This window comes from Burkholderia sp. ABCPW 111 (assembly GCF_000773065.1).
GTDB classification, from domain to species: domain Bacteria; phylum Pseudomonadota; class Gammaproteobacteria; order Burkholderiales; family Burkholderiaceae; genus Burkholderia; species Burkholderia savannae.
Window position 1 is genome coordinate 1 of record NZ_JPWT01000131.1, and the last position, 15546, is coordinate 15546.

Genomic DNA, 15546 nt, shown 5'->3' on the forward strand with positions numbered 1-15546 from the left:
ACAACACCCCCCGGATCATGACTGCGACTGGGGGCGGGAATCATACCGGGCCTGGCTGGCCAAAACCCCGATTATCGGGGCGTGAAGATAGTAACGGGGCGCCGGTTTCGCCCGGGGGAGGAGGCGCTGCCCAGGCGTGCTTCGGCGCGAATCCGGTACGCTGAAGAATCTTGCGGGGCGCGATCGGCGGCGTCGGGGGCCGCACAGGCACCGTTTCAAGGTCCGCCCCGTTCCGCCGGTCGCGGCAGTCGGCGGGATCGGCGCATCGGAACGAAAAAGGCAACCCATCGGGTTGCCTTTTTGTTTGCCGCCGCGCTACCGTAGGCGGATGCCACCGTCGACGCCACCCGGCCCGCGCCGGCATCGTCGCTCGGCCGCGCCGGGGGGGCCAGGGCCGCTCCGAAGCGCGCGCCGCGCCGGCGCTCACTGTTCCTCGTCGCTGTTCTGGTCGTCGAGCGCCTGTTTCGGCGGCGGCGGCCGCTTGCCGATCACGACCGTCACGTCGAGTTCCTTGCCCTTGCGCACGACATGCACCTTCGCCGGCGTGCCCGGCTTGATCTGCGCGACCACGTTTAGCAGCTTCGTCGTATCGGTGATTTCCTCGCCGTCGATCGACACGAGGATATCGCCCGGCTTGATCCCCGCCTTGTCGGCCGGGCCGCCTTGCAGCACGCCCGCCACGATCGCGCCCGATTTTTGCGCGAGGCTGAACGATTCGGCGATCTCGGGCGTCACGTCCTGCGGCTCGACGCCGATCCAGCCGCGCGTGACGGCGCCCGTCGTGATGATGCTCTCGAGCACGTTGCGCGCGGTCGACACGGGAATCGCGAAGCCGATGCCGAGCGAGCCGCCCGAGCGCGAGTAGATCGCCGTGTTGATGCCGAGCAGGTTGCCGTTCACGTCGACGAGCGCACCGCCCGAGTTGCCCGGATTGATCGGCGCGTCGGTCTGGATGAAATTCTCGAACGTGTTGATGCCGAGGTGATTGCGCCCGAGCGCGCTGATGATCCCCATCGTCACCGTCTGGCCCACGCCGAACGGGTTGCCGATCGCGAGCACGACGTCGCCGACGCGCGCCTGGTCCGAGCGGCCGAGCGTGATCGTCGGCAGGTTCGTCATGTTGATCTTGAGCACCGCGAGATCGGTTTCCGGATCGCTGCCGATCACCTTCGCGGTGGCCGTGCGGCCGTCGGCGAGCGCGACTTCGATCTGGTCCGCGCCGTCGACGACGTGCTGGTTCGTTAGAATGTAACCCTCCGAGCTTACGATGACGCCCGACCCCAGATTGGCAGCGGGCTCCTCCTGCTGCCGGCGCGCGTTGCGATCGCCGAAGAAATAGCGAAAGAGCGGGTCCTTCGCGCGCGGATCGGGCGGCAGCGAACCGTCCTTGCTGGAGAATACGTTGACGACCGCGGGCATCGCCTTCTGCGCGGCGTCCGCATACGAGGATTGAGCCGGGGCGCCTCCGACGCCGGGTGCGACTTCCCGCAGCGCGACGATCGGCGCCGCCAGCTGTTTGCCGAGTTGTCCCTGCCGTTGCAGCCATTGCGGCTTGAGCGTCGCCACGATGAACATCAGTGCCAGCAGCACCGTCACCGCTTGGGCGAAGAACAGCCAGAAGCGTCTAAGCATTTGAAGATACTAGAGGTTTATATGGATCGGATCGAACTCGAATTGTACTTGAACAATACCCTCGAAATTGAGCGGTTCAAGGACTACAGCCCGAACGGCCTCCAGGTGGAAGGCCGTCGCAAGATCGAAAAAATCGCCACCGGCGTGACGGCGTCGCTCGCGTTTCTCGATCGCGCCCTCGAATGGGGCGCGGACGCGGTGCTCGTCCATCACGGCTACTTCTGGCGCAACGAGGCGCCGCAGATCACCGGTCGCAAGTATCAGCGCCTGAAGCGCCTGCTCGCGAACGACCTGAACCTGTTCGCGTTCCACCTGCCGCTCGACGCGCACCCCGAACTCGGCAACAACGCGCAGCTCGGCGAGCGTCTTGGCCTGATCGCCGACGCCCGCTTCGGCGATCAGGATCTCGGCTGGCTCGCGACGTTGCCGATGTCCGTCTCGCTCGAACATTTCGCCGCGAAGGTCGAGAACACGCTCGGCCGCACGCCGCTCGTGCTGGGCGACCAGGACCAGCAACTGCGCCGCGTCGCGTGGTGCACGGGCGGCGCGCAAAGCTTCTTCGACGCGGCGATCGACGCGGGCGCCGACGTGTTCCTGACGGGCGAAGTATCCGAGTACGTGACGCACGCGGCGGCCGAGAGCGGCGTCGCATTCGTTGCGGCGGGGCACCATGCGACCGAGCGATTCGGCATCCAGGCGCTCGGCCAGCATTTATCGGAGCGATTTGATCTCGAGCATATTTTTATCGATATTCATAACCCGGTTTAACTGCGCGAATTGCCGCACCGCATCCAAACGAAAATGCCTTGCGGTGCGGATTTCGTCGATTATCGGACCTGGAATTTCGATAGCTCGGGGAAACCCTTGATTAATAATAGCTTCAGGAGGTATTTAACGTCCGGGTCTTGTAAATGCCGACTCCATTCGAGCAAACTAGCGGCGGTGTGAAATGTCGTGACGGAAATCCAACTCAGAATTGGGGCGTGTGATGCGAGACAAAGAAGAGGAACACGTCGACAGCGGCCGCCGGACTTGGCTGATTGCGACATCGGTTGCGGGCGGCGTCGGTGGCGTCGCAACCGTGGTACCTTTCGCGGCGTCGTTGGCGCCGTCCACCAAGGCTAAGGCGGCCGGCGCGCCCGTCGAAGTCGATATCGGCGCGCTCAAGCCGGGCGAAATGCTCACGGTTCCCTGGCGCGGCAAGCCGGTCTGGGTGCTGAACCGCACCGACGACATGCTCGCCGATGTCGTGAAGGCCGACAAGGAAGTCGCCGATCCGCAGTCGAAATCCCCGTACTCGATGCCGTTGCCGTCGTATTGCGCGAACGAGTACCGGTCGAGGACCGACCGCAAGAACATTCTCGTCGTCATGGCGGTGTGCACGCATCTCGGCTGCACGCCGAGCCAGCGTTTCACGCCGGGGCCGCAGCCGAACCTGCCCGACGATTGGCCGGGCGGCTTTCTCTGCCCGTGCCACGGCTCGACCTACGACCTCGCCGGCAGGGTCTTCAAGAACAAGCCGGCGCCGCAGAATCTGGACGTCCCGCCTTACATGTTCACGTCGGCCACGACGCTCGTGATCGGCAAGGACGAGAAAGGAGAAGCGTAAATGGCGACCGACAATAAAGAGATCTCCACAACAGGCCTGCTCGGCTGGGTCGACCGGCGCTTTCCCCTCACTTCCACCTGGAAGCAACATCTTTCCGAGTACTACGCGCCGAAGAACTTCAACGTCTGGTATTTCTTCGGTTCGCTCGCGCTCCTCGTGCTCGTGAACCAGATCGTCACCGGCATCTTCCTGACGATGAACTACAAGCCCGACTCGACGCTCGCGTTCGCGTCGGTCGAGTACATCATGCGCGAAGTGCCGTGGGGCTGGCTCATTCGCTACATGCACTCGACGGGCGCGTCGATGTTCTTCGTCGTCGTCTACCTGCACATGTTCCGCGGCCTGCTGTACGGCTCGTACCGCAAGCCGCGCGAGCTCGTGTGGATCTTCGGCTGCGCGATCTTCCTGTGCCTGATGGCCGAGGCGTTCTTCGGCTACCTGCTGCCGTGGGGGCAGATGTCGTTCTGGGGCGCGCAGGTGATCGTGAACCTGTTCTCGGCGATCCCGTTCATCGGCCCGGACCTGTCGCTCTGGATTCGCGGCGATTACGTCGTGTCCGACGTCACGCTGAACCGCTTCTTCGCGTTCCACGTGATCGCGATTCCGCTCGTGCTGCTGCTGCTTGTCGTCGCGCACCTGATCGCGCTGCACGAAGTGGGGTCGAATAACCCGGACGGCATCGAGATCAAGGAGAAGAAGGACGACAAGGGCGTGCCGCTCGACGGCATTCCGTTCCACCCGTACTACTCGGTGCACGACTTCTTCGGCGTTTGCGTGTTCCTGATGGTGTTCGCGGTGATCGTGTTCTTCATGCCGGAGATGGGCGGCTACTTCCTCGAGGCGAACAACTTCATTCCGGCGAACCCGCTGCAGACGCCGCCGGAAATCGCGCCCGTCTGGTACTTCACCGCGTTCTACGCGATGCTGCGCGCGACGACCGACCCGTTCAAGATCGTGCTGATGATCGTGATCGCGGCGCTCGGCCTCCTCGCGCTCGTGCGCGCGCGCGGCAAGTGGAAGATCGCGCTGCCCGCGCTCGCCGCGGCGCTCGTCGTCTTCATGTACCTCACCGAATCGAAGTTCTGGGGCGTCGTCGTGATGGGCGCGGCCGTCGTCACGCTGTTCTTCCTGCCGTGGCTCGACCGCAGCCCGGTCAAATCGATCCGCTACCGGCCGTTCTTCCACAAGGTGTTCTTCGGGATCTTCGTCGCCGTGTTCATGACGCTCGCGTTCCTCGGCACGCGGTCGCCGTCGCCCGCCGCGACGCTGATCGCGCAGGTGTGCGCGCTCGTGTACTTCGCGTTCTTCCTCGGCATGCCGTTCTGGTCGCGGCTCGGCACATTCAAGCAGCCGCCCGAACGCGTGCGGTTCAAACCCCATTGACGTGAGCGAGGAGGTATTCGTATGAAGAAATTGCTTTCGGCGCTCGCAATGTTTATTGTGTCGGCATGTCTGCTGACGAGCGCATCCGCGCGGGCCGAGGAGGGCGAATTTCCGCTCGACCGGGCGCCCGATAACACGGAGAATCTCGTCTCTTTGCAGCATGGCGCGCAATTGTTTGTAAACTATTGCCTGAATTGCCATAGTGCGAACCTGATGCGCTACAACCGGCTGACGGATCTCGGCATCTCGCAGAAGGAGATCGAGAAGAATCTCCTGTTCGCGACCGATAAGGTCGGCAGCACGATGTCCGTCGCGATGCGGCCGGAAGACGCGAAGAACTGGCTCGGCGTTGCGCCGCCGGATCTGTCCGTCGAGGCGCGCGCCCGCAGCCGTGATTGGCTCTACACGTATCTGCGCACTTTCTACCGCGACGATACGCGGCCGACGGGCTGGAACAACGTCGTGTTCCCGAACGTCGGCATGCCTCACGTGCTGTGGCAGCTTCAAGGGGAGCGCATTGCGAAATTCGAGGAAAAGAAGGACGAGGAAACGGGCGAGAAAGTGCGCAAGCTCGCCGGGTTCCAGCAGGTGACGCCCGGAACGCTTTCGCCGGTGGATTACGATGCCGCCGTCGGCGATCTGGTCGCGTACCTGAGCTGGATGTCCGAGCCGGCGCAGCAGACCCGCAAACGCCTTGGCGTGTGGGTGCTGCTGTTCCTCGGTGTCCTGACTTTCTTCGCATGGCGGCTCAATGCCGCCTACTGGAAAGATATCAAGTAATCACGCCGTGACTGGCGTGGGGCCAGCGCGCGGAAAAGCCCGCCAAGCGGCTTTTCCGCGCGCTGGCCCTCAGCTTTTTGAGGAAACGCAAACATGATGGTTCTGTATTCCGGCACGACTTGTCCGTTCTCCCAGCGTTGCCGGCTGGTGCTGTTCGAAAAGGGCATGGATTTCGAGATCCGCGACGTCGACCTGTTCAACAAGCCAGAAGACATCGCGGTGATGAACCCGTACGGACAGGTGCCGATTCTCGTCGAACGCGATCTGATCCTGTACGAATCGAACATCATCAACGAGTACATCGACGAGCGTTTCCCGCATCCGCAACTGATGCCGGCCGATCCGGTGCAGCGCGCGCGCGCGCGCCTGTTCCTGCTCAACTTCGAGAAGGAACTGTTCGTGCACGTGAGCACGCTCGAGAACGAGAAGGGCAAGGCGGCGGAAAAGAGCCACGAGAAGGCGCGTCTCGCGATTCGCGATCGCCTGACGCAGCTCGCGCCGATCTTTCTGAAAAACAAGTACATGCTCGGCGAAGAATTCTCGATGCTCGACGTCGCGATCGCGCCGCTCTTGTGGCGCCTCGACCATTACGGGATCGAGCTGTCGAAGAACGCCGCGCCGCTGATGAAGTATGCAGAGCGGATCTTCAGCCGTCCTGCCTATATCGAAGCGCTGACGCCGTCCGAAAAGGTCATGCGTCGTTAAGAGCGGTATGTGACTGGGGAGCAGATGCGGCGGCGAGGCGCCGCCGTGTCCGTTTCCGTTCGAGGATGGCGATGCAAGAGATTTCCACGAAGCCGTATTTGCTGCGCGCGCTCTACGAGTGGTGCACCGACAACGGATATACACCCCACATCGCGGTGCGGGTCGACAAGTCGACCCGCGTGCCGCGCCAGTTCGTGCGCGACGGCGAGATCGTGTTGAACATCAGCTTCGAGGCGACGAGCCAGCTGCAGATGGGCAACGAATGGATCGAGTTCACCGCGCGGTTCTCGGGCAAGGCGCACAAGATCGAGGTGCAAATCGCGAACGTGCTTGCGATCTACGCGCGCGAGAATGGGCAGGGGATGGCGTTTCAGGTCGACGCCGCGGCGGACTCCGGCGATGCTGACGGCGGCGAGGCGCTTGCCGCGGCGGAAGACGGCGGCGATGCCGGCGGGCAGGTTGCGGGCATCGGTGCGCGGGGCGAGGACGAGGCGGTGCCGGAACCCGGCGATCGCGCGGACGACGCGCCGAAGTCGGACGGCGACGGTGATGGCGATGACGATGGCGCGAAAGGCAACCGGCCTCGCCTCAAGATCGTGAAATGAGGTAGAATTTTTGATTCCACGCCGGCTTAGCTCATCAGGTAGAGCAGTTGATTTGTAATCATCAGGTGGCGGGTTCGAGTCCTGCAGCCGGCACCAAACACTAGTTTCAAGTAGTACCCGGAAGTCCCAAAACCCGCGTCCAGCCTAGCGCTGACGCGGGTTTTTTGTTTCAAGAGGTGCCGAGAGAGACCCGGGCATCCCCGAAATTTGGGGGTAAGATTCGGGGTATGACTTCGGGGATTTGGGGGTATGCCGTACCCCCGACGAACAATGAAAAGCAAACCTCTTACCGACGCCAAGTGCCGCAACGCGAAGTTCGATGAGGCCGGGGGAAACAAACTCTTCGACGGTGGCGGCCTGTTTCTCGATCTGCGCCCCAGCGGTTCGAAGAAGTGGCGCCTCAAATACCGGTTCAATGGCAAAGAAAACCTGCTGACTTTCGGTGACTACCCAGCGACGTCGCTCGCTGATGCTCGGTCGAGGCGTGACGAAGCGAAGCGGCTGTTAGCGAAAGGGAAGAACCCTGCGTTCGAGCGTGACGTCGAGAAGCAGACTCGCGCCATTGCCGCACAGAACACCTTCGAGGCCGTCGCGCTGGAGTGGTACGAGGCGCAGCAAGCGACATGGAGCGCTTCGCACGCGAACCGAGTCAAGAAGCAGCTCGATCGCGAGGTGTTTCCCCTGATCGGCCAGCGTCCGATTTCTTCGATCGGCGCACCGGATTTGCTCGCCGTCATTCGGCGAATCGAAGGTCGAGAGGCGTTCGAGACGGCGCGCAAGACGTTGCAGACATGCGGCCAAGTGTTTCGCTATGCCGTCGCGACGAGCCGCGCCGAGCGAGATCCGTCGCCGGACCTGCGAGGCGCATTGAAGGCGGTGCCAGTCAAGCATATGGCGCGAGTCGGCGAAAGCGAGCTGCCGGAGCTGCTTCGCTCGATTGCGGCCTATGAGGGCGAGCCCGAGACTCGGCTCGCTCTGCGATTCCTAGCATTGACGTTCGTTCGCACCATCGAGCTGCGGCAGGCCGAGTGGACGGAGATCGACTTGGAGCGCCGAGAGTGGCGCATTCCGGCCGAGAAGATGAAGATGCGCCGCGTGCATATCGTGCCGCTTGCCGAGCAGACGATCGTGCTGCTTTCGGAGCTGCGCGCGCTGACGGGCCACCGTCGCTGGCTGTTTCCGAACAGCCGTAGACCGTTGCAGCAAATGAGCGAGAACACGATTCTGTACGCTCTATATCGCATGGGCTATCGAAGCCGCATGACCGGGCATGGGTTCCGGGGTCTCGCTTCAACGATCTTGAACGAAAAGGGATTCAATTCCGACTGGATCGAGCGCCAGCTCGCCCACTCAGAGCAGGACGGTGTGCGGGCGGCATACAACCATGCCGAGTATCTGTCGGAGCGCCATCGCATGATGCAGTGGTGGGCGGACTATCTCGAGAGGCAGGGTGGGGCGCAGATCATCCTTATAGCGGCGGCAAATTAGACCGTGCCGCTACGCGTATGAGTCAGCGTCGGATCAGGTCGGAGACCGCTTCTCCGTCACTTCATCGAGGGCAAATGACCGATCCTGAGCAGACGGTCAGCTACTGTTGAGGCTGAGTCGGCTCGGGCGAGGCGTTAGGCATCAGCATGCGGTTTCCGAGAAGCACGACTTGTGCGTCTAGTGAAACTTCTCATTCAATGTAAACATGCCATCCTTTTCGGAGTAGAGCAGCTTTTGTAGCTCCGCGCGGTTTTCCATGGTGTGGAGGCTGTGCTTTAGGAATTCATCAACGTCATGTCCCGAAGGTAGCTTGATTCCACCTGTTACATGGTGCGGATAGTTGTTTTCTCTTTCGAACTTGATCGCGTTGGCGACTTTGTCGTATTCGGTTGATTGCACTTCGAGGTGATGCTTCTCGGTATAGAGAAACAGCTTCACGCCGAAATTGAATATGCTGGGATAGATGTCTAAATAGTCTCTGTAGACGACGCAGGTTCTCTTGATTGCATCGGCGCTCTCCGGGGAGGACTCTTCCAAGATGCTATGAGCAATAGATATCGGTATTAGGCAGAGAATTCCGAGCTCTGCTTCGATTGGAAAGAGTGAAGCCAGAGGTAGTGCTCGCGTCTCGTTATATATCTCCGCCTGATGAATGGCGTAGTTTCTTATGGCTTTTATTGCTATAAATTCTTCGCTATCGAAGAAATTCTGATATCCGGCCTTTCGCAGTTTATCGTTCACGCTATATGCTGATGCGAGAACTTCTCTTACGACGTCTGGGTCGGGGCTCTCGCAGAAGCGAGAGTAATGTTTGAAAAACCTTCTGATCTCTGCTAGGCAGTCGTTCTTTGTGGCTTTCCGCGACATGAAAATGCTTCCCTTAGTTTTGGTCCTATCGACATTCTGACACGTGACGCCAGCCGATATAGGCGGTCGGTGGACGAATGGCTATTTCTGGCCGAACCGAGTTAGACGATCTGACGCTGTTTGTTTGGTCTTGTCCAGACTCATATGACCCCCTTGCCACCTCCCGCCGGTTTTTCAGAGTCGGCACCGCACGACCGGTCCCCTGCATCTCAGTATGAATATGACCCCCTTAGGCGGGCCGGGAGTAGGAAAAACACGCGGGTGTGAGCCCCCGCGTCTTTGCCCTAGACGCAGGGTCCCCCGCTTTCCGCCCGCCCCGACACTTGCGGTCAGCGCAACAATGCTCGATCGGGACGCATCGCGGACACCCCCCTCGAAAACACGCCTCTGATACCCGTCAAATCCCGGAGAGCCGCGCCCCGTCTAGCTTCGCGGTCGACGCAGACGGTCGATGCCTGTCCGCTCAATGCAAAACGAGTTGGAGATTTGGAGATAAACGCCTGAATCGGCCGAAAAGCCTTGTAGGGTAAGGCTTCGCGTGTCTCCAAACGATTTGGAGAACGCTGGAGATACTGGAGATAAACCGGGCTGGATTGTTACGGAGGCGGCCAGATTCGCGGCAGCCGCCGGCCCGATTCCGTCTGGAGCGTATCGCTCAAAGTAACTTTGACGCACGAGCCAAAAATGCCGCGCAAAGGAACGCCCGCCACCGCTCTCCCGGACGGCGGCGGCGCTTTTCACAGCTCTAACGTGAAGATGGACGGCAACACGCGGTAGACCATGAACTTGCCGTGACCGGGGATGTACTCCTGCCGGTACGGATAGCCGTCGCTACGCGGCATCAGCACGCCTCGCTTCATCAGTGCCTTGGCGACGATCTTGTGATCGAAGCCGGCGCACACGTCCTTGCGAAACACGGCCGCTTCGATCAGGTATTCGGTCTCGACGCTTTCGGCATCGTCGGCGCTCATCTTGCCGCCGAACTCGGCGTAATACTCGCGATCGGAGGCGATGGGCGTGCGGCGCTCGTCGCGCTTCACGTGCTGCTTGAAGCCCGCTCGATGCGGCACGTTCGGCCGATGATCGTCCTGCGCCCGGTTCATCCATACGAAACGGTTGTCGCCGTGTGCGGCGAGAAAATGCTGCACCTGCCGCACGGCTTCGGCCTCGTCCGAGTTGCCGGTGCCGCCGCGTAGTTCGAGCCAGCCTTCGAAGCACCGACGCGCAGCCTCGACCGCTTCGCCCTGCGGCCAGCCGGTCAGTCCGTGCGCCGTCGCCAGCTCGCCGGCCACCGCAACGAGGCAGAAACGTTTAGCGACGCGCGCGACCTGCGAATGCGAGCCGTCCGGCACCCATTGCCCGACCAGCTCGTCGACACGCATGCGCAGATGCTCGGCCAGCTCGTCGGCCTGCGACGACGCCCATTCGATAAATGCGGGGCCGGCCGTGCCGTAATGCATGCCCGCGTGCCGCTCTAGATGCTCGATCAGTGCGGCCGGCGTCGGGAAGCCGTGCAGCTTCTCCACGACGCCCATTTCGCCGACCTCGGCCGGGATCGCGGGCAAGCGCACCTCGATACCGCCTTTCATGGGCTTGTTGCCCTCGGCCATCAGCGCGGACACGCTCTTTTCGCCGTTCGATAGGAACAGCAGCCGCCACGTGAGAACCGGCTTGGCCGAGCCGCTACGCGACGCGCGGGCCTTGCCCGACTCGTTCGCGAGCATGTAAATCACATCGCCGACCAGACGCGGCTCGACCTGCCCGATTTCGTCGAGGATCAGCAGTGCGTCGCTATGCTGCGTGGCCACGGCTTCGAGCGCGTTGTCGGTTGCCTTCCAGCTCCGCACGTAGTCCGGCGAGCCGAACACGGACGCGGCGATGACGCCGCCTGTCGACTTGTCCTTGGACGTCGTGCCGAGCAGGTGGAAACCGCCCGACTGGAGCCCGGAGAAGTGCAGCAGCGGACCAGCGAAGGCGGTTGCGACGCAGAATACCAGCCGGCTATTGCCGACGCAGTAGGCCGCGACCTCGCGTCGCCAGTCGTCCAGCGTGCCGTGCTCCTTGAACTGGCTCTGGATTGGCGTATCGGCCTGATAGATCAACGCCTCTTTGCCGGTGCCGATCACGCGATCGGGCAGCACGAACGCGCCGTGATGCCAGCCGACGCGCGGCACGCAGCGCACGCGCTCGTCCGGCTGCGCCATCTGGATATAGTTGGCGATCTGCGTGCGGGCGATCTGCGTGACGCCGAGCTTCACGCCCATATCGAGCAGCATGCGGCGCAGCTCCGTACCGTCGCCGGCAAAGAGGCCGGCGGGCACCGCCCACCGTTTCAAGATGCCGTCGCGGTCCGTGAATTCGAGCAGGTAGCCCCACTCGCTGTTCATCTCGTTTCGCGTCTCCGCAATCACGTTGATTCGCGTACTGACCCAATGCGGCGGCAGCGGATCGCCCTGATTGTTGAAGCCGTGAAACCACACGCCCTTGTCGTCGACGACGAACCGCGACTTGCCGTCCTGCGCGCGGGCTGTTTTCGGGCGCTTGGCGGGCTTCGCGGCCGATGATCTGCTCCAGAGCCCGGATGACGCGCGCCGAGGGCAACGAGAAGTCGATCTCGATGCCCAATGCTTCGCGGTTGAAGTCGTCGATCACGTTGAACAGTCGGATACTGCGGCCGTCCTTCAACTGGTCGTGCATGAAGTCCATCGACCACACCGCATTCACCGACGCCGGCACGATCAGCGGCTCCGGCGCCTGCCGTACAAGCCGCTTACGAGGCTTGATGCGCAGGTTCAGCTCCAGTTCTCGGTAAATCCGGTACACGCGCTTATGGTTCCAGCCGAAGCCCTTCACGTTGCGCAGGTACAGGAAACACAGCCCAAAGCCCCAGTTGCGATGATTGTCGGTCAGCCGTAGCAGCCAGTCGGCAATCTGCTCGTTCCCTGCATTGCGCTGCCGCTCGTAGCGGTAGCACGTCTGGCTTACGCCAAATGCCTCGCATGCGAGCCGGATCGACACGCCCCGGCTCGCTACTGCTTCTCTGGCCATCTCGCGGCGGGTAGATGGCCTCAGTCTTTTTTTGCCAGCGCCTCTGCGACGATCTCCGCCTTGATCTTCTCTTCCACGTACATCTTGCGCAGTCGCGCGTTTTCCGCTTCCAGCTCCTTCATCCGGGCCATCAGCGACACGTCCATCCCGCCGTACTTGCTGCGCCAGTTGTAGAACGTCGCCGTGCTGACACCCAGCTCCCGGCAAATCTCCGGCACCGCCACGCCAGCCTCCGCGCGCTTGAGCGCATCCATGATCTGACTATCCGTGAACTTCGACTTCTTCATTGCGTAGAACTCCCTTTGCTGGAAATTCTACTTCTGATCCCACCTACTGGACGGGAGGATTACCCAGCCACGGCTATCGCTTGACGGCCAAAGTCTGCGCCTGACGTGAAGCTAGTAGATGGTTTTTAAGCACTGCAACCAACAACACAAGAAGGACATGGAGCGGGATGAGCCAATGGGGAATTGAACCCACGATGCCGACCACTAGCCTAAACGGGCTGAAACTCCGCACGATTTTCCGTGTTTTGTGCTGTCGGCACAAGGCGTTCGCGATCCACTTCCGCTTGGATGTCTACTTGTCAATGCAGCACTTCTTGTACTTGCGTCCACTGCCGCACGGGCACGGATCATTGCGGCCGACTTTGGTACGCATCCGGCCGCCGCGAAATGCGCGCTTGTAGGCGAGCTCCACGGACACGGGCTCGATCATATTGGCGGTCGCCGCATCCAGAGCATCGTCCTGCGCCCAAGGATTGGACAACCGTAGGCCAAAACGTAACTGCGCATCTTGGGGCGTCAGGCACAAGCCGAACCATCGATCCGCCTTTTGACGATACTTGCGGTGTGTGCAGTAGGAGGCCAGCTTGGGAACTGCCACGCCATCCGGCTCGCCCGAACACACGACGGTGAAACCGCTGCCGTCGCCGAATATCATCGTCACGTCATGCGGTTTGCCGTCTTGTGCGGCACGACGGGCTTGTTGATCAATTATGCGACTGAGGTTGTCGAACGCCTCGCCGCTCATTTCGAGTAGTTGGAATCCCTGCTCGAGGACCCCCGGCTCGGGCCGCATTTCGATCTGCCGCACGATACGCCCGAGCGTCTTGCCTTCAAAGCGCGTCATGAACCCCTCGGGTGTTGCATCTCCGGCCAGACCCCGGCGACGAGCCGTCATGGCGATGTCCAAACCAGCGGTGAAATCTTCGGCTAGGTGCATCATCGCGGTGGAGTCCTCCATCCACAGGTTGTGCTTGAGGTGGTAGGCGAGGATTGTCAATTCCTGCGCGGCCAGCAGGCGGTCGGCATAACGAGCGCGACGGGCGATAAAACTCAGAAACTGCATAGGGGTCGCCAACAGCTCGGTCAACACGTCAATCAGGAAGATGTCAGTAACTAGAGCGGCCCGCACGCGCGCAACCTCGCGTGTCTTAAGGAACTGGCGAGTCTGGAAGCTCAACGCGGGGTAGTGGTCGCTGACCACACAGAACATGAATATCTCAGTGATGTGAGGCAGATTTATCTCCGCGCCATCCGCTCGGGCGAATCGGTAGCTGGGATCCCCGACGCATTCGGCGCAGGCCAGGCCTTGATCGTAGGCATCCTGGACACTCTTTTTGAAATCGTCCCGGATAACTTGGTCGTTACCCTTGCGGCCCTCGACGGTGAGGCGCTTGGCTTTCGCCTGGACGATGATCGCGCGGTCGGCCCAGAGCACGAGGACATCACTCTCGGCAACTTTGGTCTTGCCGTGCCAGATGTCGATGTTGGTGAGGACCCGATCGGCGCCGAATACGGTCGCCAGACGTTCGGCGACGAAGTGCTCGGTGAACTCGCCTCTGTGCCGGTCTCGATTCGGTCGATATGCTTTGTCGGCCTGCATCCAGTAGAACGGCGAGTCGTATATTGCCTCCGCTAGTGCGTAGTTCTGCAGCGAGACAAATTCTCCGCTGGGTGACCGAAGTAGTGGCGTTGCCGTGATCTGGTTGAAATCCTGCAGCGCGGCAAAGCCAAGGTTTGTGTTGCCGTCCGGCACGGTGAATTTGAGCAGGATGCGTTCGACCAACTCGGGATCCATGCTGGCGTAAGCCCCGACTTCGGCTGGTGTCAGGTAAAACGCCGGCAACATAGACCACTGGTCGGGGGGCAACTCGCGTAGAGCCATCATGAAAACTGGGAGCCGATCCATGAGCACTCGATCGGCTGCTGCGGCGACGGTGCACGCCTGAGCAATCGTGAAACCGACGTTGGCCTGGAGCCAATCGGCGTCCGCTACGTAGCGTTGCGCCGCGATATCTACATACTGGAAGTTGTAGGCCGATTCCGCGGCGTAATAAATCGGCTCGCGCATCGCCCCACCCGAATCGAAGGGATTCCCTTGCTCGCCCGGTTTCAATCCCGACAGGACCTTGTCCAGCGAAAACGCCCCGGACATCGCGTCGTGGAGTTCCCGCAACAGCCGGTCGCTCGCCGCCACATACTCGTCCAACACCTTGGGGTTGGGGAGCGTCCAGTCGCTCGGGGCCTTAAGCATAAGGCCGATGAGTGTATTGATTTCAGTACGCAGCAGTCGACTGGGATCGAAGCGATCCTGTAGGTCCGCCTCGGTCACGCGATCTTCGTAGGTCAGCATGTTGTCGCGGAAGCACAGGTGTGCCACGGCGTGTATGTAGCCGGGCTTCGTGCACAGTGCTAAGAGGTCGGCTAGGACGTCCTGCTCGGAACGGGCACACCCCCGGGATGTGGGCAGTGGTCCGCCTTTCAGGCGGCGCAGCGGTTTTTTCATAATGGGAACCGGAATATGGGGCGGACTATATTTTTGCAGGGCGGTATCCGTTTCGGGTCGGTTGTTGTCGTTCGAATAGTGGCACCTTCCTGTCTGTCCCAGCGACCGACCAGAAGGCAATCGGCCTCCAATCAAATGCGCTTGTCCAAAACCGATCCGTTTCGGACATGGGTGTTCAGGGGTGTTCGAAAATAAGGCTTAATGGTTTTCGGACATGGGGTATGATTCGGACATCCTTTTCGGACATACTGAGAGTACGTCATGTCCCGGACCTTCGCATACGCCCGCGTCAGCACGACCGACCAGACGGCGGCTAACCAACTTCGCGAGATCGAGGCGGCCGGCTTTTCGGTCGACAAGCGTCGAGTCGTCACGGAGAGCATCTCCGGTAGTGTTAGCGCGCAACAGCGACCGGGGTTTGCGGAGCTGCTCCTCAGGATGGAGGAAGGGGATGTGTTGATCGTGACTAAGCTTGATCGACTTGGTCGTAACGCAATGGATGTGCGTGAAACCGTTGAGACTCTGGCAGATCGCGGCATCTGGAGTTGACCCTGTAATCCCGGACACGGCGTCACACTAAGGTTGCTGAATCCATCGAGCGCCGGAACTCGCGAGGCGAGCGGTACTTCAGTGCGCTAT

At 61.2% G+C, this 15546-nt stretch carries 10 protein-coding genes, 1 tRNA gene and 3 pseudogenes; 9 read left to right on the plus strand and 5 right to left on the minus strand.

Features of this window, described 5'->3' with window-relative positions; all coding sequences use genetic code 11:
- Positions 1-423: 423 nt before the first annotated feature.
- The gene (locus tag X946_RS28155) at positions 424-1632 is read right to left on the minus strand and encodes a Do family serine endopeptidase (RefSeq protein WP_038754974.1); all 1209 of its coding nucleotides are present in this window, start codon (positions 1630-1632) and stop codon (positions 424-426) included.
- Between the two features lie 21 nt (positions 1633-1653).
- On the opposite strand from X946_RS28155, the gene X946_RS28160 reads away from it, so the two are divergent.
- From X946_RS28160 to X946_RS28195, 8 genes are all read left to right on the plus strand, one after another.
- Complete coding sequence (locus X946_RS28160; protein WP_038754977.1) at positions 1654-2400, plus strand: Nif3-like dinuclear metal center hexameric protein; 747 nt, start codon at positions 1654-1656, stop codon at positions 2398-2400.
- A 220-nt stretch (positions 2401-2620) separates the two neighbouring features.
- Entirely contained in the window at positions 2621-3241 is a 621-nt protein-coding gene (gene petA, locus X946_RS28165) for a ubiquinol-cytochrome c reductase iron-sulfur subunit (protein ID WP_038754979.1), read from the plus strand.
- Complete coding sequence (locus X946_RS28170; RefSeq protein WP_038754982.1) at positions 3242-4624, plus strand: cytochrome b; 1383 nt, start codon at positions 3242-3244, stop codon at positions 4622-4624.
- A gap of 21 nt (positions 4625-4645) precedes the next feature.
- Complete coding sequence (locus X946_RS28175; protein ID WP_038754985.1) at positions 4646-5404, plus strand: cytochrome c1; 759 nt, start codon at positions 4646-4648, stop codon at positions 5402-5404.
- A gap of 93 nt (positions 5405-5497) precedes the next feature.
- Positions 5498-6109 carry a glutathione S-transferase N-terminal domain-containing protein gene (locus X946_RS28180; RefSeq protein WP_004185176.1) on the plus strand — a complete coding sequence of 204 codons (612 nt, stop codon included), beginning with the start codon at positions 5498-5500 and terminating at the stop codon, positions 6107-6109.
- A 71-nt stretch (positions 6110-6180) separates the two neighbouring features.
- On the plus strand, positions 6181-6714 hold the full coding sequence (locus X946_RS28185) for a ClpXP protease specificity-enhancing factor (RefSeq protein WP_038754999.1): 534 nt from the start codon (positions 6181-6183) through the stop codon (positions 6712-6714).
- 20 nt (positions 6715-6734) lie between these two features.
- Positions 6735-6810, plus strand: a tRNA-Thr gene (locus tag X946_RS28190).
- A 174-nt stretch (positions 6811-6984) separates the two neighbouring features.
- The gene (locus X946_RS28195) at positions 6985-8202 is read left to right on the plus strand and encodes a tyrosine-type recombinase/integrase (RefSeq protein WP_038754988.1); all 1218 of its coding nucleotides are present in this window, start codon (positions 6985-6987) and stop codon (positions 8200-8202) included.
- A 177-nt stretch (positions 8203-8379) separates the two neighbouring features.
- Here X946_RS28195 and X946_RS34770 read toward each other — a convergent pair whose 3' ends face one another.
- The 4 genes and pseudogenes from X946_RS34770 to X946_RS28220 form a co-directional block, all read right to left on the minus strand.
- The gene (locus X946_RS34770; RefSeq protein ID WP_152611864.1) at positions 8380-9069 is read right to left on the minus strand and encodes a hypothetical protein; all 690 of its coding nucleotides are present in this window, start codon (positions 9067-9069) and stop codon (positions 8380-8382) included.
- 737 nt (positions 9070-9806) lie between these two features.
- Positions 9807-11630, minus strand: a pseudogene (locus X946_RS28205) (DUF927 domain-containing protein); the annotation flags it as partial.
- Positions 11605-12404: pseudogene (locus tag X946_RS32730) on the minus strand (IS3 family transposase); the annotation flags it as partial. The pseudogenes X946_RS32730 and X946_RS28205, both read right to left, overlap by 26 nt.
- Positions 12405-12696: 292 nt before the next feature.
- Positions 12697-14754, minus strand: a complete 2058-nt coding sequence (locus tag X946_RS28220; RefSeq protein ID WP_235364067.1) for a nuclease-related domain-containing protein — start codon at positions 14752-14754, stop codon at positions 12697-12699.
- A 414-nt stretch (positions 14755-15168) separates the two neighbouring features.
- On the opposite strand from X946_RS28220, the pseudogene X946_RS28225 reads away from it, so the two are divergent.
- Positions 15169-15447 (plus strand): annotated as a pseudogene (locus X946_RS28225) (recombinase family protein); the annotation flags it as partial.
- Positions 15448-15546: the final 99 nt, after the last annotated feature.

What these genes read in the sequence shown, in the direction of transcription:
- X946_RS28155 (WP_038754974.1), bottom strand. Translation starts at nt 1,632, where the DNA reads ATGCTTAGACGCTTCTGGCTGTTCTTCGCCCAAGCGGTGACGGTGCTG.
- X946_RS28180 (WP_004185176.1), top strand. Translation starts at nt 5,498, where the DNA reads ATGATGGTTCTGTATTCCGGCACGACTTGTCCGTTCTCCCAGCGTTGC.
- X946_RS28185 (WP_038754999.1), top strand. Translation starts at nt 6,181, where the DNA reads ATGCAAGAGATTTCCACGAAGCCGTATTTGCTGCGCGCGCTCTACGAG.
- X946_RS34770 (WP_152611864.1), bottom strand. Translation starts at nt 9,069, where the DNA reads ATGTCGCGGAAAGCCACAAAGAACGACTGCCTAGCAGAGATCAGAAGG.
- X946_RS28160 (WP_038754977.1), top strand. Translation starts at nt 1,654, where the DNA reads ATGGATCGGATCGAACTCGAATTGTACTTGAACAATACCCTCGAAATT.
- X946_RS28175 (WP_038754985.1), top strand. Translation starts at nt 4,646, where the DNA reads ATGAAGAAATTGCTTTCGGCGCTCGCAATGTTTATTGTGTCGGCATGT.
- X946_RS28195 (WP_038754988.1), top strand. Translation starts at nt 6,985, where the DNA reads ATGAAAAGCAAACCTCTTACCGACGCCAAGTGCCGCAACGCGAAGTTC.
- X946_RS28170 (WP_038754982.1), top strand. Translation starts at nt 3,242, where the DNA reads ATGGCGACCGACAATAAAGAGATCTCCACAACAGGCCTGCTCGGCTGG.
- petA (WP_038754979.1), top strand. Translation starts at nt 2,621, where the DNA reads ATGCGAGACAAAGAAGAGGAACACGTCGACAGCGGCCGCCGGACTTGG.
- X946_RS28220 (WP_235364067.1), bottom strand. Translation starts at nt 14,754, where the DNA reads ATGCTGACCTACGAAGATCGCGTGACCGAGGCGGACCTACAGGATCGC.